This is a genomic window from Pyrinomonas sp. (assembly GCF_040289685.1).
Classification (GTDB): domain Bacteria; phylum Acidobacteriota; class Blastocatellia; order Pyrinomonadales; family Pyrinomonadaceae; genus Pyrinomonas.
Genome location: NZ_PSLQ01000037.1, coordinates 1 through 19,546, shown reverse-complemented (window position 1 = coordinate 19,546; position 19,546 = coordinate 1). Strand labels below are relative to the sequence as shown.

General features: G+C 59.6%; 17 protein-coding genes. 15 read left to right on the top strand and 2 right to left on the bottom strand.

Features of this window, described 5'->3' with window-relative positions:
• Positions 1–67: 67 nt before the first annotated feature.
• The gene (gene rplM, locus C4334_RS09270) at positions 68–514 is read right to left on the bottom strand and encodes a 50S ribosomal protein L13 (protein ID WP_352431806.1); all 447 of its coding nucleotides are present in this window, start codon (positions 512–514) and stop codon (positions 68–70) included.
• Positions 515–1,214: 700 nt separating this feature from the next.
• On the opposite strand from rplM, the gene C4334_RS09265 reads away from it, so the two are divergent.
• The 15 genes from C4334_RS09265 to ggt all read left to right on the top strand — a co-directional run bounded on the left by C4334_RS09265 (position 1,215) and on the right by ggt (position 18,377).
• Positions 1,215–2,195 carry a hypothetical protein gene (locus tag C4334_RS09265; RefSeq protein WP_352431805.1) on the top strand — a complete coding sequence of 327 codons (981 nt, stop codon included), beginning with the start codon at positions 1,215–1,217 and terminating at the stop codon, positions 2,193–2,195.
• 105 nt (positions 2,196–2,300) lie between these two features.
• Positions 2,301–3,404 carry an ABC transporter permease gene (locus C4334_RS09260; RefSeq protein ID WP_352431804.1) on the top strand — a complete coding sequence of 368 codons (1,104 nt, stop codon included), beginning with the start codon at positions 2,301–2,303 and terminating at the stop codon, positions 3,402–3,404.
• A 20-nt stretch (positions 3,405–3,424) separates the two neighbouring features.
• The gene (locus C4334_RS09255; protein WP_352431803.1) at positions 3,425–4,120 is read left to right on the top strand and encodes an ABC transporter ATP-binding protein; all 696 of its coding nucleotides are present in this window, start codon (positions 3,425–3,427) and stop codon (positions 4,118–4,120) included.
• 7 nt (positions 4,121–4,127) lie between these two features.
• On the top strand, positions 4,128–4,460 hold the full coding sequence (locus tag C4334_RS09250) for a hypothetical protein (protein WP_352431802.1): 333 nt from the start codon (positions 4,128–4,130) through the stop codon (positions 4,458–4,460).
• 71 nt (positions 4,461–4,531) lie between these two features.
• Positions 4,532–5,224, top strand: a complete 693-nt coding sequence (locus C4334_RS09245; protein ID WP_352431801.1) for a LolA family protein — start codon at positions 4,532–4,534, stop codon at positions 5,222–5,224.
• A 157-nt stretch (positions 5,225–5,381) separates the two neighbouring features.
• The gene (locus C4334_RS09240; RefSeq protein ID WP_352431800.1) at positions 5,382–6,389 is read left to right on the top strand and encodes a radical SAM protein; all 1,008 of its coding nucleotides are present in this window, start codon (positions 5,382–5,384) and stop codon (positions 6,387–6,389) included.
• A gap of 237 nt (positions 6,390–6,626) precedes the next feature.
• Positions 6,627–7,106, top strand: coding sequence for an RrF2 family transcriptional regulator (locus C4334_RS09235; RefSeq protein ID WP_352431799.1), 480 nt, complete (start codon positions 6,627–6,629; stop codon positions 7,104–7,106).
• A gap of 58 nt (positions 7,107–7,164) precedes the next feature.
• Positions 7,165–9,684 (top strand): SufD family Fe-S cluster assembly protein, encoded by a 2,520-nt coding sequence (locus C4334_RS09230; protein WP_352431798.1) that lies wholly within the window; start codon positions 7,165–7,167, stop codon positions 9,682–9,684.
• An 89-nt stretch (positions 9,685–9,773) separates the two neighbouring features.
• A complete protein-coding gene (gene sufC / locus C4334_RS09225; protein ID WP_352431797.1) occupies positions 9,774–10,538 on the top strand; it encodes a Fe-S cluster assembly ATPase SufC in 765 nt (254 codons plus the stop codon).
• Between the two features lie 5 nt (positions 10,539–10,543).
• Positions 10,544–11,893 (top strand): Fe-S cluster assembly protein SufD, encoded by a 1,350-nt coding sequence (gene sufD, locus C4334_RS09220; RefSeq protein ID WP_352431796.1) that lies wholly within the window; start codon positions 10,544–10,546, stop codon positions 11,891–11,893.
• A gap of 138 nt (positions 11,894–12,031) precedes the next feature.
• The gene (locus C4334_RS09215) at positions 12,032–13,294 is read left to right on the top strand and encodes a SufS family cysteine desulfurase (RefSeq protein WP_352431795.1); all 1,263 of its coding nucleotides are present in this window, start codon (positions 12,032–12,034) and stop codon (positions 13,292–13,294) included.
• Between the two features lie 146 nt (positions 13,295–13,440).
• On the top strand, positions 13,441–13,929 hold the full coding sequence (gene sufU / locus C4334_RS09210) for a Fe-S cluster assembly sulfur transfer protein SufU (RefSeq protein ID WP_352431794.1): 489 nt from the start codon (positions 13,441–13,443) through the stop codon (positions 13,927–13,929).
• Positions 13,930–14,195: 266 nt separating this feature from the next.
• Entirely contained in the window at positions 14,196–15,314 is a 1,119-nt protein-coding gene (gene menC, locus C4334_RS09205; protein WP_352431793.1) for an o-succinylbenzoate synthase, read from the top strand.
• Between the two features lie 50 nt (positions 15,315–15,364).
• A complete protein-coding gene (locus C4334_RS09200; RefSeq protein WP_352431792.1) occupies positions 15,365–16,528 on the top strand; it encodes a M20 family metallopeptidase in 1,164 nt (387 codons plus the stop codon).
• Between the two features lie 118 nt (positions 16,529–16,646).
• Complete coding sequence (ggt, locus tag C4334_RS09195) at positions 16,647–18,377, top strand: gamma-glutamyltransferase (protein WP_502943431.1); 1,731 nt, start codon at positions 16,647–16,649, stop codon at positions 18,375–18,377.
• Between the two features lie 184 nt (positions 18,378–18,561).
• Here ggt and thiD read toward each other — a convergent pair whose 3' ends face one another.
• A complete protein-coding gene (gene thiD, locus C4334_RS09190) occupies positions 18,562–19,392 on the bottom strand; it encodes a bifunctional hydroxymethylpyrimidine kinase/phosphomethylpyrimidine kinase (RefSeq protein ID WP_352431790.1) in 831 nt (276 codons plus the stop codon).
• Positions 19,393–19,546: the final 154 nt, after the last annotated feature.

Genomic DNA, 19,546 nt, shown 5'->3' with positions numbered 1-19,546 from the left:
ATCTTCTCTCACCTAAAGAATCTTCGGTCACTCTACTCGGAAATCTTTCGCCTTGAAGGCGCAAGCTTTAGGGTACACGGCTTAAGTCGAGCGGTTCCGGACGTTGCGCTGCGTGCGGATGCTCGGCCTCGGCGTAGACCTTCAGTTTGCGCGCCATTGTGCGCCCGAGCTTGGTTTTCGGCAACATGCCTTGAACAGCCCACTCGATGACTCGCTCTGGGTGCTTCGCGAACATCTCTTGCACGTTGATTTCGCGCAGTCCGCCGGGCCAGAGCGTATGATACCGATAGACCTTTTGAGTCGCTTTGCCGCCTTTGAAGATGGCGTGCCGCGCGTTGATGACGATGACGTGATCGCCCATGTCGAGGAACGGCGTCCACTCAGGCTTGTTCTTGCCCATCAAGATGCGTGCAACGCGCGTAGCGAGGCGCCCGACGGGCTGTCCTGTCGCATCGATCACGTACCACCGGCGCTTTTCTGCCAATCCTAATCCGCTTGGAAAATGTGTTGACATAAGATCAATCTCTCGGGAAGAGGCGTCTAAAACGCGAACTGGTAGGATAACCAAGCCGCAAAAGGGATGTCAAGCCGCGATCCTCAAAAGCCTGAGCATGGCAGTTGCAACCGCGCCTGTTGGGCGAAACCCTTTCGGACGGCGCAGGCTTGATGAACTCAAGGCGGTGCCCTAGGATGAGCCATGAGACTACTTCTAATTTGAGCCAGAACGCTTGCGGTCAACGAGCAGTTCGCTCCATGCGAACGATTAGTAGCTTTTGTTGAACCAGAACGCCCAGATAAAAGGCGCGGATGGATGAGCACGGTTCGCATTGACCCACCCGACGGAACGTTCCTTGGATAGAAGCCAGAAAGCGATCGCGACCTTGGCAAACGCCTTTCCGATCTGCTGCTTGGGACGAGGCTAGTAAGGGCAGCAGGAGCAGCACGTAAGCCTTTCTACTGCAAGCAGCAGGAGCAGCGCGTAAACTCCTCTGCTGCGAAAAAGAGCTGACGGGCGGTTGCCGTGTTGACAAAGGGCGCGCGCTTTCGTAGTTTGCCGATTCGCTCTCCTCGCATTATCCTATAGCCTGCGGGTTGCGAAAGAGAATTTTTTCATCGTTTAGGTGATGTTCAATCTCATTCAATCTTCGCGTGCACGCCTCCTTTTTATTTGCGTCTTTTCGTTTTGTTTGCTCAGCGCGAGTGGTTGCGGCAACTTGCCCGGCGTCAAGCGGCGAGTGCCGGTTGCGCCGCTTCTGACGCCGCTCATCGAGGGCGAAACGGAACTGTTGATCGCTGAAGTGAACAAGCTAGCGGCGGTTCAGTCTTTGCGCGGCAAGATCGACATCCAGTTCCTCGATACTTCGTTTGCCGAATGCGGCGTCGCCGAAAAGTACCGCACCGCCGACGGCACGGTCATACTGGAAAGACCGGGCAAAATCTACTTGGCGATTCAAGCGCCGTTTATCGGGACAAGCGTCGCCGAGATGACCAGCGACGGCGAACGATTTCGCGTCGCCGTGCTGCAGGGCGATGAGCGCTACCGCCGCTTCGTCAAGGGGACGAACGCCGCTGAATACGAACGGCTGAAAATCAATGGCATGCCGCAAAACTGTGCGGAGAACGGCAAGCGCGACGATGAGATGAACGTCAAGCGGACGGTGAGCGCGCTGTCGGGACTGCGCCCGCAGCATTTCACTGATGCTTTGCTGATCCGGCCCATCCAACCGGGCACGAGCCTGCTTTACGCGCGCAGCGAAGCCTTCGAGGATGAACCCGATCCGCGCCCCGGAGCCAAAAAGAATGCCCGCGTCGTGCGCGGCTACTACATCCTCGACGAACTCGAATCACAAGAAGCCGGACGCGCGCGCGTCGTGCGTCGGTTCTGGTTTGATCGTTACGGCGCATTGCGCCTGGCGCGTATGCAAACGTTCGATGGGCGCGGGCAGATCGTCACCGACGTCCGTTATCGTGACCCCAAGCCCTTCGGCGAACAAGGGCGATACGTGCTTCCGTCGCGCATTCAACTGACGCGCCCGCAGGATCGGTATTCGATCGAGGTCGTCTATCAAGCGCCCGAAGCGGTGGTGCTCGATCGGCAGTACGACCCGATGCTCTTCGTCTTGCAGAACAAGTGGCAGTTGCCGGAAGTCGATCTCGATGCCCGCGATCAGAGCGCGCCAGCGGTCAAACGCTGACGGCCTTGAAGACCTCGCGACGACTTGTGATTTGCTCTCGTTTGAGGGTATGTTTAACTGTGCCCTGCGTGCACCGTCGGAGAGCCGGTTTCGCTAGAAGACGCGATGTCGAACACGAGCCTAGTTGTCGCCAACATCAAACAGCGTCCGGTCCGCACGCTGATCTCTATGGTCGGCGTAGCGCTCGGCGTCAGCCTCGTCCTGCTCTTTACGGGGCTCTCGCGCGGGATGTCGAACGATCTCGAACGCCGCTCGTCGAACATCCGCGCTGAATTGATCTTCACGCGCCCCGGCTCAATGCAGTTGACCAGTTCGACGGCCAATCTGAGTACGAAGTACGTCGAAGCGCTCAAAAGCGTGCCCGGCGTCGAGCAAGCGCTTCCCGTGATCCGATACATTTATCAAGACGGGCGCGGCTTTGGTTTCGAGCAGGGCGAAGGGGTCGATTGGCGAGATTACGCGACGTTGAACGGCATGGAGTTGGTCGCCGGACGCGCGCCGACGGCCAACGATGAAGTGGTCATCGACGAGGTCAAAGCGCGCGAGCGCCGGTTGCAAGTGGGCGGCACGATCCAGCTTTTCGGCAACAGGCCGTACCGCGTGGTCGGCATCTATCGGCCAGAATCGGGCGCGCGCGTCAAGCTGTCGCTCGCCGCCATGCAGGAAGTGCTCGAATCGCCCGGTAAGTGCACGTACATCCTGATCAAGTGTCGTCAAGGCGAGGACCCGCTGGCCGTCGCCCGGCGCATTGACGAGGCTTTGCCCGGCAATAAGATTCAGCTCACGCGCGAAGTCTTCACGAACATCGAGCGAAGCATCCCGTTGTTACCCATCTTCTTGCGCGTGCTGGTCGGTTTGGGCGCAGTGGTGAGCGCGCTCGTCGTCATGCTCGCTATGTACACGACGATCACGGAACGAACGCGCGAGATCGGCATCCTAAAATCGCTTGGCGCGTCACGCGCCTTCATCATCGGCGAGATCGAAAAGGAAGCTTTGTTGATCGGTGCGGTCGGCTCGGCGCTCGGACTGGCGACGGCGTTGGTGGTCGGCAACATGGTGAGCAAAATCTACGGACTGTTCTTTGAATTCAGCCCGGGATGGATCGCGACGGCCCTTTTGATCGGCATCGTCGGCGGAGCGGTGGGGGCCTTGTACCCAGCAGTGCGCGCCGCCAAGCTCGATCCAGTCGATGCGCTCGCTTACGAATGACCCATAGCTGAACACTCTAGATGAAGACGATTCTGAAGGCGGAAAATTTGGAGAAGGTCTACCGCGTCGGCAAGGTCGACGTGCACGCGCTGCGCGGCGTTTCGTTCGAGGTCGAAGAGGGCGATTTCGTCGCCGTCATGGGACCATCCGGGTGCGGCAAATCGACGCTGCTTCACTTGCTCGGCGGTCTGCTGACGCCGACGCGCGGACGCATCATCATCGACGGCGAAGACCTGACGGCAGCTTCCGATGCCCGACGAACCGAGATTCGACGGCGCAAGATCGGATTCGTCTTCCAGCGCTTCAACCTCTTCCCGACGCTGACGGCTGAAGGGAACCTACGCTTGGCCGAACGCATTCACGCGCGCAACGGCACCGACGATCCCGAACGGCGCCGCGAAATCCTACGGCTACTGCGCCTCGAAGACAAGATGCACCACAAGCCAGCGGAGCTCTCCGGCGGTGAGCAGCAGCGCGTCGCTCTAGCGCGTGCCGTCATCACGCGCCCAGCCATCGTGCTCGCTGATGAGCCGACTGGCAACCTCGACTCGGAGAATTCGGCCATCGTGCTCAATATGTTCCAGGAGTTGAATTACCGTTTCAACCAGACCATCATCATGATCACGCATAACCCAGAGGCCGCCGCGATGTGCCGCCGCATCATTCACATGCGCGATGGTCGAATCGTTGAACCGGTGGAGAGTTTGAAGGTCTAAAGCGGCGATGAAGACCCTGTGGGAGACGATCAAAAGGATTTTCTTCTGGTCCTACGGGCGGACGACTTGGCAGTACGACCTATTGTGTTTGTTGATCCTCGCCTTCGTCTTTCTCACGCCCAAAAGCTGGTTCGAACGCGGCGAACCGGGGTTACAACGCAAGCATCGAACCGACACGGCGCGCATCATCGTGCTCACGGATGGGGCGGAGCCGAATGGGCGCGAACTGGAGCGACGGTTACGGCTTGTCACTGGGCGCCCCGATCTCGCAGTGGTGGCGGTCGCTCCGGCACGCGATTCGCTAGGGAGAACGGTGGCCTACGAGGTTGACATACGTTGACCGCAGGCTATAATCGCTCGTTTCGCTTCGGGCGAAAAATCGCATCAAGGGAGGTTGGAGTGATAGGGGTTATGAGACGCTCGGTTTGGTCGCTGGTGGCGCTTTCGCTGGCAGCGTCGTTCTTCTCCCCTGTGCTCGCCCACGGGCAGAGTGCTGGGTTGGTCAGCGCCATTCTCAATCGCATGGAGCGCAACCGGCAGAGCCTACGTTCGTTGCGCGCGGCGATCAGCATGGAGCGCTACAACTCGCAAATTCGCGACGTAGACCGCTACACGGGAACAGTCCTCTATCTGCCCGGTTCCGGACGCAACGCGCGCGTGCGCGTTGATTGGCGAAGCCCGCAGAACGAGATCCTCGTCGTCAACGATGGCAAGTACACGCTCTTTCGCCCGCGCCTGAACATGGCCTACGTCGGCAACGCCAGGTCGAGCCGAAGCAAAGTCTCCGACGTGCTCGGCTTCGGTTTCAACGTCTCGCGGCGCGAGATCGAAAGCCGTTTTCAAACCCCTGAATACTTGGGCGAAGAGACACTTTGGGGCGGCGTGCGAACCACACACCTGAAACTCGTTCCAAAAGGACGAGCTAGTTTCAAGCATGCCGAGATTTGGGTGGATGAATCGGGCATGCCCGTTCAGGTCAAGGTCGTCGAGAAGAACGACGATGCGACCACCGTGCGCCTGACCAACCTTCAGCGCAACGTTTCCATTTCGCCCGACGAGTTTCGCTTGCAGTTGGGATCCGACGTGAAGAAGGTTCAAAGTTGACGCGCCCGTGGCGCAGATCGAACTATAACTGATGAGGGGTTCCGAAAGAGCGACTTCGGAACCCCTCATCATATCGGTCGTCAGCGGCGCGCCGCTTGCTTCTTGCAGACGCGATCTTTTATGTTTTGGGCGGTCAAGCGATCGCTTGCATCCACAGATGAGGAAGACGACGTTTCTCAAGCTCAAAGTTCGTGAGGGGCTTTTTCTCGCCCGCGCCTTGCTCTCAACGCGCCATCCTGTGTTGGCGCACATCATCCCAATGCGCCGCTGCAACCTCGCTTGCGCTTACTGCAATGAGTTCGATCACGTTTCGCAACCTGTGCCGTTGGAGGTTATGCGGCGACGGCTTGATAAGCTGGCCGATCTCGGCACCTCGATCGTCACCATCTCGGGCGGTGAGCCGATGATGCACCCCGAAATCTACGAGATCATCGCTCATATACGGCGCCGCCACATGATCGCCGGGTTGATCTCCAACGGTTTCTACATGACGCCCGAACGGATCAAAAAGCTCAACCAAGCCGGCTTGCAGTACCTGCAGATCAGCATCGACAACGTCGAGCCGGACGAAGTCTCGAAAAAAAGCCTGCGCCTTCTTGATAAACGCTTGCAAAACCTTGCCGCGCTCGCCGATTTTCACGTCAACATCAACTCTGTGGTCGGCGGCGGCATACGCAACCCGGAAGACGCGCTGGTGATCGCCCGCCGCGCCATCGAACTCGGTTTTACGAGCACCATCGGCATCATCCACGATGGGTCCGGTTGCCTCAAGCCGCTCAACGAGCGCGAACGGCGCGTCTATGACGAGGTCAAAAGGCTGAACAAGGCCGAATACGCGCGGCTCGGTTGGTTTCAAGAGAACCTTGCGGCGGGGCGTCCCAATCAGTGGCGTTGTCGAGCTGGCGCACGCTACCTGTACATCTGCGAGGATGGGCTGGTTCATTACTGCTCGCAGCAACGCGGCGTGCCAGGCGTCCCGCTCGAACAGTACACGAAAGAGGACTTGCGGCGCGAATACCACACGGAGAAATGGTGCGCGCCCTACTGCACCGTCTCCTGCGTTCATAAGGTGGCGCTGCTCGACAACTGGCGCGACCCACAACGCGGCTGGAAGGAAGAACGCTCCGCCGTCGGTGCCGACCAGCGCGCAGCGCACGCTGAATGACCTGCTTCGACTCGCGTTGCTGCGCGTCCCAACGCCTATGCAAATGGTCGCCTTTTCGCGCGAAACCGACAGGCCTTTTTGGCCTTTGGGACGCGGGCGAACCTTGGCGAAGAAGAAGAGGGCGAGAAAAATTGAGGATTCGCCCTCGCTTTTTTCCGCGCGAGGCCGGCGAATCTTGACAAAAAAGTAAGGTTTAGCCTAGAATCCATTTGTCCGCGCGAAAGGTTCCCAAAAGCGATGAAGGTTTCGGCTCAAGAGGAGTACGGGCTGCGATGCCTTCTGCAACTGGCGCGACTCGTGCCCGGTCAATACTTGACGCTCGCGCAAATCGCCGAGCGCGAAGGGATTACGGTGGCGCACGCGGGCAAGCTCCTCTGGATTTTGAACAAGGCCGGTTTGGTCCGCTCGATTCGTGGAACCAAGGGCGGATACATGTTGGCGCGCCCGGCTGCGGAGATACGTCTGAGCGAGATCATTAAAGTTTTGGACAAAGACGGGCTTGAGAATCATTGTCGCAGCTACACGGGCACGCTCGATGCTTGCATTCATACGGGCGATTGCGGCATTCGGCCCGTGATCATCAGTCTGCATGAGATCGTCGAGCGAGCGCTTTCAGAAATCACGCTGGCGCAGCTCGTCGGGCCCGAAAAAAGCGTCGGCGCGGCGCTCCACCGGATTCAAGGGCGCGCGCGCACAGAAGAACAACGAAGCGCGTGAGCTTTCGCGCGCCGGTGCACGTGAGATTTGGAACAAACCGAGGTCGAAGGAAAGGATCATGAGCTCGAACATCGAACTGCTTGCCAATCGCGAGTACAAGTACGGCTTTGTCACCGAGATCGAGTACGAAGAGTTTCCACGCGGCTTGAACGAAGAGATCATTCGCATGATCTCCGAGCGGAAGGGTGAACCGGACTGGATGCTCGAATTCCGCTTGAAGGCATATCGCCACTGGGTGACCATGCGCGAGCCGCGCCATTGGCCCAACATCACCTATCCTGAGATAGATTTTCAGAGCATCGTCTATTACAGCGCGCCCAAGCAGCGACCCAAGAAGAAGAGCCTCGATGAGGTTGATCCGGAGCTTTTGCGCACGTTCGAGAAGCTCGGCATCCCGCTTCACGAGCAGAAGATGTTGGCTGGCGTCGCTGTCGATGCCGTCTTCGATTCGGTTTCGGTGGCGACGACCTATAAGGAGAAGCTGAGGAAGATGGGCATCATCTTCTGTTCGATGTCGGAAGCGATCCGCGAGCATCCCGACCTCGTGCGCAAGTATTTGGGATCGGTCGTGCCGCCGAACGACAACTTCTATGCGGCCTTGAACAGCGCGGTCTTCTCCGACGGGTCCTTCTGCTACATCCCGAAGGGCGTGCGCTGTCCGATGGAGCTTTCGACCTACTTCCGCATCAACAACGCCGAATCGGGCCAGTTCGAACGCACGCTCATCGTCGCCGAAGAGGGCGCGTACGTCTCGTATCTTGAGGGGTGTTTGCCGGCTGGAGAGCAGGTCTTGACGGCTCGCGGGTGGGCCAACATCGAGAGCATCAAGCCGGGCGACATGGTCTACGATCATGAGGGTAAGTTGCGTCGGGTGCGCGCGGCGATGACGCGCCATCACAAGGGCGAGATGATCACGATTCGGCCCGCTTCGCGCTACAACGAATTCCGTCTCACGCCGGAGCATCCAGTTTTGGCGATCAAGCGAGAAGAGGTCAAGACGGCGCGCGCGCCGCAGCAGAGCTGGTTGCCCGAAGCCGATGCGCGCAAGCTGATGGGGGCAGAGCCGCGTTGGATTCCGGCGGGTGAACTCGAAGAGGGAGATTTCGTGCTTGTTCCGAAGCTCGCGCGACCTGATTCATCCGCTTTCACCGACGAAGAGCTGGAGCTGCTTGGGTACTATTTGGCCGAAGGGAGTACCAACTACAATCAGGCCAACAAGCAGCACGCGAATCAGTTCTCGTTCGGCCTACACGAAAAGTCGCTGGTCGAGCGCGTGCGCACGCTGGTCGAGCGTGTCGCTGGAAGACGCGCCTACGTCGTCGAACAGCCCGACCGCGACGGGGCGAGCGTCGTCTTTTATTCGCAAGAGATGGCCGATTGGTTCGCGCGTCACTGCGGCCAGGGGACCTGTGCAAAGAGCTTGAGCGAAGAGTTGATGGCCCTTTCGCCGCGCCAGACGAAGATCCTGCTCGACGCTTATCTGGCGGGTGACGGCAACGCGCACGATCGTGGCGATGCGCGCACGGTTCGTTTCTGCACCGGGTCGGAAACGCTCGCGCGGCAGTTGCAGATGCTCCTCAATAAACTCGATATGCACGCGTGGATTCAGGTGCATCCGGGCGCAGAGACGAAGTCCGCGAACCGGAGCGAGCGCATGACCAACCACCAGCCGCTTTACCAAGTCGGTTACGCTGCGGAGAAGAAGCTGAACTCAGTGCACGAGACCGAGACCTACTTCATCGTTCCGATCCGCGAGATCGTGCGCGAGCCGTACGATGATCTTGTCTTCAACATCGACGTTGACGAAACGCACAGCTATCTCGTGCGCGGCATCGCCGTGCACAATTGCACGGCACCGATGTATGACCGCAATCAGCTTCACGCGGCGGTCGTCGAGCTCGTCGCGTTGGACGATGCCGAAATCAAGTACTCGACCGTGCAGAACTGGTACGCTGGCGATGAAGAGGGGCGCGGCGGTATCTATAACTTCGTGACCAAGCGCGGCAAGTGCTTGGGGCGCAATTCGAAGATCTCGTGGACGCAGGTCGAAACTGGTTCCGCCATCACGTGGAAGTATCCGTCCGTCATCCTAATGGGCGATAACTCCATCGGCGAGTTCTACTCGGTCGCGTTGACCAACCATCGTCAACAGGCCGATACCGGCACGAAGATGATCCACATCGGGCGAAACACGCGCTCGACCATCGTCTCGAAGGGCATCGCCGCTGGCAAGTCCTCGAACAGCTACCGCGGGCTCGTCAAAATCTTGCCCAAGGCGGAGAACGCGCGCAACTTCACGCAGTGCGACTCGATGCTCATCGGTTCCGAGTGCAGCGCGAACACCTTCCCATACATCGAAGTGATGAACAACAGTTCGCGCGCCGAGCACGAAGCGACCACCTCGCGCATCTCCGAGGAGCAGCTCTTCTACTTGCAGCAGCGAGGGCTATCGCAAGAGGATGCCGTCAGTCTGATCATCAACGGTTTTTGCAAAGAGGTCTTCCGCGAGCTGCCGATGGAGTTCGCCGTCGAAGCGCAGCGGCTACTTGGCATCAAGCTCGAAGGCAGCGTCGGTTGATCGAAGGCGCCGGGTCAACTGAGGAATTCGCCGCCCGCGTGCCGCGTTGCGGATGAGGATTCAATTCGATTCGAAGGAGCGATAAAGCCGTGTTGGAGATCCGGAATTTACATGCCACGATCGACGATCAAGAGATCTTGCGTGGCATCGATTTGCAGGTGAACGCTGGCGAAGTGCACGCCATCATGGGGCCGAACGGTTCTGGAAAATCGACGCTCGCCAAAGTGCTCGCGGGCCATCCGGCCTACGAAGTGACTGAAGGCGAGGTCATCTACGAGGGGAAGAACCTGCTCGAAATGGACCCGGATGAGCGTGCGCGCGAGGGCATCTTCATGGCCTTCCAGTATCCGGTCGAGGTGCCGGGCGTGTCGAACGCGCAACTGCTTCGCCTCGCTTACAACGAGAAGCGCAAGCATCACGGGCTGGAAGAGCTCGATCCGCTCGAATTCAAAGAGCTGCTCGCTGAACGCGCCAAGCTCGTCGATATGGATTTGAGCTTCATGTCGCGTTCGGTCAACGAAGGTTTTTCGGGCGGGGAAAAGAAGCGTAACGAGATATTGCAGATGGCCGTGCTAGAACCGAAGCTGGCCATTCTCGACGAGACTGACTCCGGTCTCGACATCGACGCGCTGCGCATCGTCGCCGACGGCGTCAATAAGCTGCGCCGTCCCGACAACGCCATCATCCTCGTCACGCACTACCAGCGGATCTTGAACTACATCATCCCCGATTACGTTCACGTCCTTTATCGCGGGCGCATCGTCCGTTCGGGCGGCAAAGATCTCGCGTTGGAGCTGGAAGAGAAGGGGTACGATTGGATCAAATCCGAAGCAGGAGTGACAGCAAGCGCTTAAAGACGATGATGACACAGGCAACCGAGGCGAAAGAGACGACCCTTTATCTCGAAGCTTACGAACAACTGCGTCAGCAAGCGGCGAATCACACACCTGTCTGGCTCGATCGCTTGCGCGCCGAAGCGCGCGAAAGGTTCGCGCAGCTCGGTTTCCCCGCGCCGACGCTCGAAGAGTGGCGTTACACGAACGTCGCGCCCATCGCCAAAGCGCGTTTCGTCCCGGCGTGGACAACGGATGGGGCCGCAGAGGCAGGCCAGCGATGGAAGTCGCGCCTCTATTCGGAGGCGCAGCAGAGCGCGCTGGTCTTCGTCAACGGGCGTTTCCGCCCGGAGCTTTCGTCGCTCGCCGCGCTTCCGCAAGGAGCGATCGCGCTCGATTTTGAAGAGGCGTTGCAGAGCAGTCACCAGGCGTTGATCCGCGAACGTTTGGCGCGCGGCGCGGCGTTCGATAAGCAGCACTTCGCTGCGCTCAACACGGTCTTCGTCGGTTTGAGCGGCGCTTTCATCCATCTGGCGAAGGGCGTGCGCGTCGAAGCGCCGATTCAGCTTCTATTCATCTCCGATGGCGGACCGGTGATGGCTTTCCCGCGCGTGCTCGTCGTCGCCGAGCGCGAGAGCGAGGCGACGCTGATCGAGCGCTACGTCGGAGCGGCGGATCAAAAGTATTTCACCGACGCCGTCGTGGAGATCTACGTCGACGAGAACGCGCACCTAGAGCATTACAAGGTACAGGAAGAAGGCCTGGAGAGTTTCCACGTGGCGACGACTTGGGTCGCGCTCAAGCGCGCCGCACGTTACCATTCGACCACCGTTACCTTAGGCGCGCAGCTTGCGCGTCACAACATCGCCGCGATCTTGACCGCGGAAGGCGGCGAATGTCGCGTCGATGGCCTCTACATGGTCGATACGGGGCAGCACGCCGACACGCATTCGTTGATCGAGCACCGCGCGCCGCGCTGCACGAGCTTCCAGCTTTACAAGGGCATTCTCGACGGGCGCTCGCGTGGCGTCTTCAACGGGCGGATCTACGTCCACCGCGAAGCGCAGCAGACGGATGCCTATCAGACGAACCGTAACCTGATGCTGTCGAACGAAGCGCGCGTTGACACCAAACCGCAACTTGAGATCTTCGCCGATGACGTCAAGTGCTCGCACGGCGCAACCGTCGGGCAGCTCGAAGAGGAAGAACTTTTCTACTTGCGAACGCGCGGGCTGTCGTTTGAAAAGGCGCGCAACCTTCTGACTTACGGTTTCGCCGAGGAGGTGGTCGAGAAGATCGCCGTCGATTCGATTCGCGAGCAGTTGAACGAGGTGATCTTGAACCGCCTTCAGGCGACGGCGCTCGATGTGAGGTGAAGAAGAGCGGATCTGGCAAGGAAGCGCGAAACGAGTCGGCAAAAAATCCGACGGAAATGTTCAAGCCCATTCACCGCTTCGAGGGTGAGCGCTTGGCGAAAACTGAATGGGGGATCGAAGCTCGCAGGAAGGGAAGAGATGATCGCCGCTGAAAAAGATTTGCACGTCGGCAGCGAGCCGAAAGTTTGGGATGTCGAGCGCATACGACGGGACTTCCCCGTTTTGCAGCAGACGATCAACGGCAAACCGCTCGCCTATCTCGACAACGCCGCATCGTCGCAAGTGCCGCAGCTTGTGATCGAGCGCGGCACGCGATACCTGCGCGAAGAGCACTCGAACATCCATCGCGGCGTCCACTATTTGAGCCAGCGCGCGACGTCGGCTTATGAAGGCGCACGCGAGAAGGTGCGGCGCTTCATCAACGCCCGCGAAGCGCGCGAGTGCATCTTCGTGCGCGGGTGCACAGAGGGGATCAATCTGGTGATGCACGGCTACGGGCGCAAGTTCGTCGGGCCGGGCGATGAGGTGGTCGTCTCCGAGATGGAGCATCATGCCAACATCGTCCCGTGGCAGATGCTCTGCGAAGAGAAGGGCGCGCGTCTTCGCGTCATCCCGATGAACGATGCGGGCGAACTGCTGCTCGACGAATACGAAGCGCTGTTGAACGAGCGGACCAAGATCGTCGCCGTCACGCACGTCTCAAACGCGCTCGGCACGATCAATCCCGTCAAAGAGATCATCCGAATCGCGCACGCGCGTGGCATCCCCGTGCTTGTTGACGGCGCGCAAGCGGCGCCCCATCTGACGATCGACGTGCAAGACTTGGATTGCGATTTCTACGCGATCTCCGGCCACAAGATGTTCGGCCCGACGGGGAGCGGCGTGCTTTACGGCAGGGCGGAGCTGCTCGAACGAATGAACCCGTTCATGGGCGGCGGCGATATGATCCGTTCGGTGACTTTCGAGCGGACGATCTACGCCGGATTGCCGAATAAGTTCGAAGCGGGCACGCCGGCTATCGCTTCGCAAATCGGGTTGGGCGCGGCCATCGATTACTTGAATTCGATCGATCGCGCGGCGGCTTACGCCTACGAGCAGGAGCTGCTGCGTTACGCGACGCAACGCTTGTCGCGCATCGACGGGGTACGGATCATCGGCACGGCGCGCGAGAAAGCGAGCGTCGTCTCGTTTACGGTCGAGAACGTCCATCCGCACGATATCGGGACGATCCTCGATCAAGAGGGAATAGCGATTCGCGCCGGCCATCACTGCGCGCAGCCGGTCATGCAGCATTTCAAGATCCCGGCCACGGCTCGTGCGTCTTTCGCCTTCTACAACACGAAGGAAGAGGTGGACCGGTTGGCTGCGGCCATCGAGAAGGTGATTGAAGTTTTCAACTGAAAGCAGTGCTTCATCGAACCGGCGAACGCCGTGATCCTTGGCTGAAAACGCTTCGTCGCTGAGCCAAGGCGACGGTTCTCGCAGACGCTTTTTAAGGGGCGCGTCTGCCGTCGGTCTTGATGGAGCCGAGTTGTTGAGGGTTATCAATGTCTGAGCTTGGCGAGCTATATCAGCAGGTGATTCTCGATCATAACCGCAAGCCGCGCAACTTTTATGAAATGGAGCGAGCGACGGCGCGGGCCGAAGGGTTCAATCCGCTTTGCGGCGATCAGGTGACCGTCTATCTTCGGCTCGAAGAAGGGGTGATCAAAGAGGTCAGCTTCGTCGGTTCGGGATGCGCCATATCGAAAGCTGCCGCGAGCATGATGACGCAGGCTCTGAAGGATAAGACGCGGGACGAAGCCGAGCGGCTCTTCGATCAGTTCCATCGGATGGTGATGGGCGAACTCGATGAAGAGAGGGAACCGAACGACCTAGGCAAACTGAAGATCTTCGCCGGAGTACGCGACTATCCGGTGCGCGTCAAATGCGCGACGCTCCCGTGGCACACCATGCGCGCGGCGCTTGAAGGGCGCGATGCCGCCAGCACCGAAGAGATCGGCCCGGACATCTCTTCAGCCCACATTTCGGCGTGAACGTTGCAAGCCGTCGGGACTAAACGGGCATCCTTGCTTCAAGCTGCCGATCTCAGCCCACGTTCCAGCACAAACGTTGAAAGCCGTGATGAGGAACGGGGCTTTACTATTCACAGCGGGTGCAGCAAAGCTGCTCATCGCAGTTGGGGATTCTGAGGGGCGCTCGAGCGTTGGTGTTTGCAAATTCTCTTCTTTACCTAGTAAACTCAGCTCTTCTTGATCGTCTTTTCCGCTCGTGCGCGACTTTTCTCGACGCGGTGTCAAAAGTGAAGATAGATTCGATCGAGTTACGCGAAATACGTCTACCGCTCGTCCATTTCTTCGAAACCAGTTTCGGTCGGACAACTCAACGGCGCATCATGCTCGTGCGCGCTTGTGAAGCCGATGGGGCCGAAGGTTGGGGCGAATGCACGGCGGGCGAAGGGCCCTTCTACTCGGAGGAATGGATCGATGGGGCGTGGAGCGTCATCGAGCAATTCCTCGCGCCGATGGTCTTAGGGCGTGAAGTCGAGTCCGCAGCGCAGGTCTGCGCTCTCATGAAGCGCGTGCGCGGCCATCGCATGGCGAAAGCGGCGATCGAGACCGCCTGTTGGGATCTCGAAGCGAAGAGACTGGGCGTGCCTCTTTGGCGTCATCTCGGCGGCGTGCGGCGTGAAATTCCGTGTGGCGTGTCGATCGGAATTCAGGAGCGCATCGAAGATCTCTTCGCCAAGGTGGAGGAAGAACTCGCCGCTGGTTATCAACGGATCAAGATCAAGATCAAGCCGGGCTGGGACGTCGAGACGGTCGCACGCTTGCGCGAACGCTTCCCCGACATTCGACTGATGGTCGATGCCAATTCGGCTTACACGCTCGCGGATGCGCCGCTGCTTCGCGCACTGGACCAGCATCGTTTGATGATGATCGAACAGCCACTCGCCTACGACGATATGTTCGATCACGCGCGCCTCCAAGCGCAGATCGAAACCCCTATATGTCTCGATGAGTCGATCCGTTCAAGCGAAGATGCGCGCAAGGCGATCGAACTCGGTGCCTGTCGCATCATCAACCTCAAGCTCGGCAGAGTCGGCGGTCACGCTGAGGCGAAGAAGGTGGAGCAGGCGTGTCGCGAAGGCAACGTGCCCGTCTGGTGCGGCGGGATGTTGGAATCGGGCATTGGACGTGCGCACAACATCGCGATGGCGACGCTTGAAGGTTTCACTCTCCCCGGCGACGTTTCGGCAAGTGAACGCTACTGGGAAGAAGACATCATCGATCCACCCGTTGAAGTGACGAGTTGCGGGACGATCGTTGTGCGTGATGATCCGGGCATCGGCTACGAGATCAAACGTTCGCGCATCGAGCGGCTGACCGTGCGCCGCGCGATCCTGCGCGCCGAGGGATAAACGGCGGTCGTCAGGGCAGATAGGAGCGAGAATCGAAGAAGCATAGGATCATGGAGATAGATCGAACGACAGCGCGAAGGCTCGGCGCTTACATGGAAGAGCAGCTTGCGGAAACGCTTTCGCTAACGCGCCGATTGGTTGAAACCGAATCGCCGTCGAGGGATGTGGAAGGAAGTTGCGCTGTGGTCGAGATCTTGGTTCAAGAAGCGCGGAAAACAGCGGGCGTGTCCACAATCGAGCGGCGTAGGGCTGGAGAGTGCGGCGAGCATTTGCGCATCGTCTTCGGCGAAGAGCGTAGTGCTGCAAAGCCGACGCTCTTGCTGGGCCACACCGACACCGTCTATCCGCGCGGGACGATCCATCTGCAGCCGTGGCGCGAAGCGGATGGGCGGATCTATGGGCCGGGCGTCTTCGACATGAAGATCAATTGCGCGCTCGCGCTCATGGCGATGCGCGCTTGCGCGGATTTGAAACTCGCTCTTCCGCGGCCCATCGTTACGTTGTTGACTTGTGACGAAGAGTCGGGTAGCGACGACGGACGCGCCATCGTCGAGACGGAAGCTCGACGAGCTTCGCACGTGCTCGTTCTGGAACCATCGGCGCCGGGCGGGTGCGTGAAGACGGCGCGCAAAGGGACCGGTATCTTCTGCCTCGAAGTTGAAGGTCGGGCGGCGCACGCCGGGTTGGAGCCAGAGAAAGGCGCGAGCGCTGTGCTCGAACTGGCGCGTCAAATAGAACGGATCTACGAACTGGCCGCACCCGAGAAGGGGACCACGATCAACGTCGGCGTCGTGTGCGGCGGAACGCAGGTGAACGTCGTCGCGGCTCATGCGCGCGCCGAAATAGACGTGCGCTTCAGTACGCGAGCGGAAGCGGAACGAGTCGAACGCGCGTTGCGCGAGCTGAAACCTTTCGATGCGCGCACGCGCCTCCACCTCTCGGGCGGCATCAATCGACCGCCGCTGGAACGCACGCCCGCCGTCGCCGCTCTGTACGAACGCGCGCGACGGATAGCGTCGCTTTTCGATTGGGAGCTTTGCGAGGCGAGCGTTGGCGGAGCTTCAGATGGCAATTTCGCCGCCGCCGTCGGCGCGACCGTGCTCGATGGACTCGGCGTCGCTGGCGACGGCGCCCATTCGGATCACGAACACGTTCTGATTGCAGATGTGGCGCGCCGCGGAGCTTTGCTCGCCGCTTTGATGGTCGCGCTATGAAGTGATGGTGATAACGGGGCTACCGAGTGGTTTTCGTCGCTTGCCGCTCGATAACGGTCGTGTGATGAGTGCGGCGCTCGAAAACTCGATCTCTCCTGATCGCTTCAACTGGACCGGTATGAGAAGAGATTGGCAGAAGAAGCTGGCGATCCTTTTGGTGCTGTTGCTGGCGAGCGGTGGCGTGACCGCAGTGGGTGCTGCATCGCGTCCGCCCGTGCGCGCGCGAAACGGCATGGTCGCTTCGACGAGTCGGATCGCTTCGGAAGTCGGCGTAGAGGTCTTAAGGCGTGGCGGGAACGCTGTGGATGCGGCCATCGCGGTGGCGTTCGCGCTCGCTGTCACGTGGCCCGCCGCGGGCAATCTGGGCGGCGGCGGCTTCATGTTGATCCGCTTGAAAGATGGGCGCACGACGGCGATAGACTACCGCGAGATGGCACCGCTTGCGGCCTCGCGCGACATGTATCTGGACCGGAACGGGAACTTGATCCAAGGTGAAGGCTCTTCGCTCGTCGGTTACAGAGCTTCGGGCGTGCCGGGAACGGTCGCCGGCATGGCTCTCGCGCTGCAAAAATACGGCTCGGGTCGTTTCACTTGGGCCGACCTCATCGAGCCGGCGCGCCGATTGGCCGTAGAAGGTTTTACGGTCGATGATAGATTGGCTCGTAGTTTGCGCGCGAGCGTCGATCTGCTGGGCCGGTACGAAGACAGCCGGCGCATCTTTCTGCGCGACGGAAAATTCTACGAAGAGGGCGAGATCATCCGACAGCCAGATCTGGCGGCGACTTTGACGCGTTTGCAACGCAATGGACCGCGTGAATTCTACGAAGGCGAAACGGCGCGCTTGATCGCTGAAGACATGAAACGTCACAACGGCACGATCACACTTGAAGATCTGCGTGGTTACGTGGCGAAAGAGCGCGCGCCCGTCAGCTCGACATATCGCGGATACAAGATCATCTCGATGCCGCCGCCATCATCGGGCGGAGTGGTGCTCATCGAAATGCTCAACATCCTCGAAGGCTTCGATCTCGGTCGTATGGGGTGGGCATCGTCGGAAAAGTACCACGTGATGGCGGAGGCAATGCGCCGCGCCTTCGCTGATCGCGCCGAGCATATGGGCGATGCGGATTTCGTCAACGTGCCGGTCGCCGGTTTGATCGATAAATCTTACGCGGCGAAATTGCGCGCGACGATCAATCTCGAACGGGCCTCGACAAGCGCCGAGGTGAAGGCCGGAAACCCAGTCGGCGCGGAGGCTGAAGAGACTACCCACTTCACCGTGGTCGATCGCGAGGGAAACGTCGTCGCCAATACATACACGTTGAACGGGAGCTATGGCTCGGGCGTCATCGCCAAGGGGACGGGCGTATTGCTCAACAACGAGATGGACGATTTCGCGGCCAAGCCCGGCGTGCCGAATATGTTCGGCTTGATTCAAGGTGAAAGGAACGCCATCGCGCCGAAAAAGAGGCCTTTATCGGCGATGACGCCGACGATCGTCCTTCGTCCCGACGGCTCTTTCTATTTCACCGTCGGCTCGCCGGGCGGTCCGACGATCATCAACACCGTGCTTCAAGTGATCGTCAACATCATAGATCACGGGATGAACGTTCAACAGGCGATTGACGCGCCACGCATCCATCATCAATGGTTGCCGGATGAACTCATTTACGAGCCTTACGGGCTGTCGGAAGATACCAAGCGCGCGCTCGAAGCGCGCGGGCATAGATTGACGATGCGCCCGCGCTACATGGGCGATGCCGAAGGGATCATGCGCGAGGAGAAGACGGGCGTGCTTCTCGGCGCGACCGACCCGCGCTTGAGTGATGGACCGGCTGTTGGTTATTAAGCTCGTTAGAGACAACAAGGAGCAGGGCTTCGCAGAGAAAAGTGGGCGTGGTCCAGTTCAACAAGAAGCCGATCTGCTTGCTGGCGGCTTTAAGGTGGCGCGTGTCGTCCGATGATCTTCGCCTGAGATGAGCGATCCGTTTGTCGGAGCGTTCGCCCTGCGTTCAAATCGCTGCTGCCGAAGATCACTGCGGTTCGCTTTCATTCATTTCGTCCCACCGATACCGGATAGAATAGGCCGGATTAACGGGATGGAACCCGTGTCCGATCAAAGGCGCATGGCGGATGGCTTCGGTGACGAAATCTTTCGCTCTGGTGACCGCTTCGTGCAAGCTCAATCCGTGAGCGAGACACGCGGCGATCGCTGCCGAGAGCGTGCAGCCTGTCCCATGCGTCGCTCTGGTCTCAATCCGCGGCGCACTGTAAACGCGTACTTGCTTGCCATCGTCTAGAAGATCGCGCGCTTCATCGGTCAGGTGGCCGCCTTTGATGAGCACTGCGCGCGGCCCGAGCTCGCGTATAATGCGTGCCGCGCGGCGCATCTCCTCTTCGTCTGTGATCCGCAGACCCGTGATGCGTTCGGCTTCGGGGATATTGGGCGTGACGACCTGAGCCAACGGCAGCAACTCTATTTTGAGCGCTTCGAGCGCTTCCTCGTCGATGAGGTCGTACCCGGACGTTGACCGGACCACCGGATCGACCACCGGCGCAGGCAAAGAGGTCTCGCGGAACAAGCGAGCGACTTCGGCGATGACCTCGCGCGTCGGGAGCATGCCGGTTTTGACTCCAGCGACGCGGAAATCTTCGATGACCGGAAGGATCTGATCGCGCACCGTTTCCGGCGTTTGATGCGCCGCGCCGAGCACTCCGGTCGTGTTCTGAAAGGTGAGCGAGGTGACAGCAGCGGTGGCGAAACAACTGAAGGCCGTGAAGGTCTTGATGTCGGCGATGATGCCAGCGCCGCCGGAAGGGTCGAGTCCGGCGATGGTCAGCGCAACTGGCAGTTCGTCTTTCATCTTGCGACCGCCCCGGTTCGTCGCGCGCTTCGAGCCTGTCGGCTTCTGCTGGCCGCTTTTTTTCGCCCTGATCTGTTTGGCGTGCGCTTTGTCGGCTTCTGCTGACCGCTCTTGATCGCCCTGATCAGTATGGCGCGGATTTCTAGACCGGCGG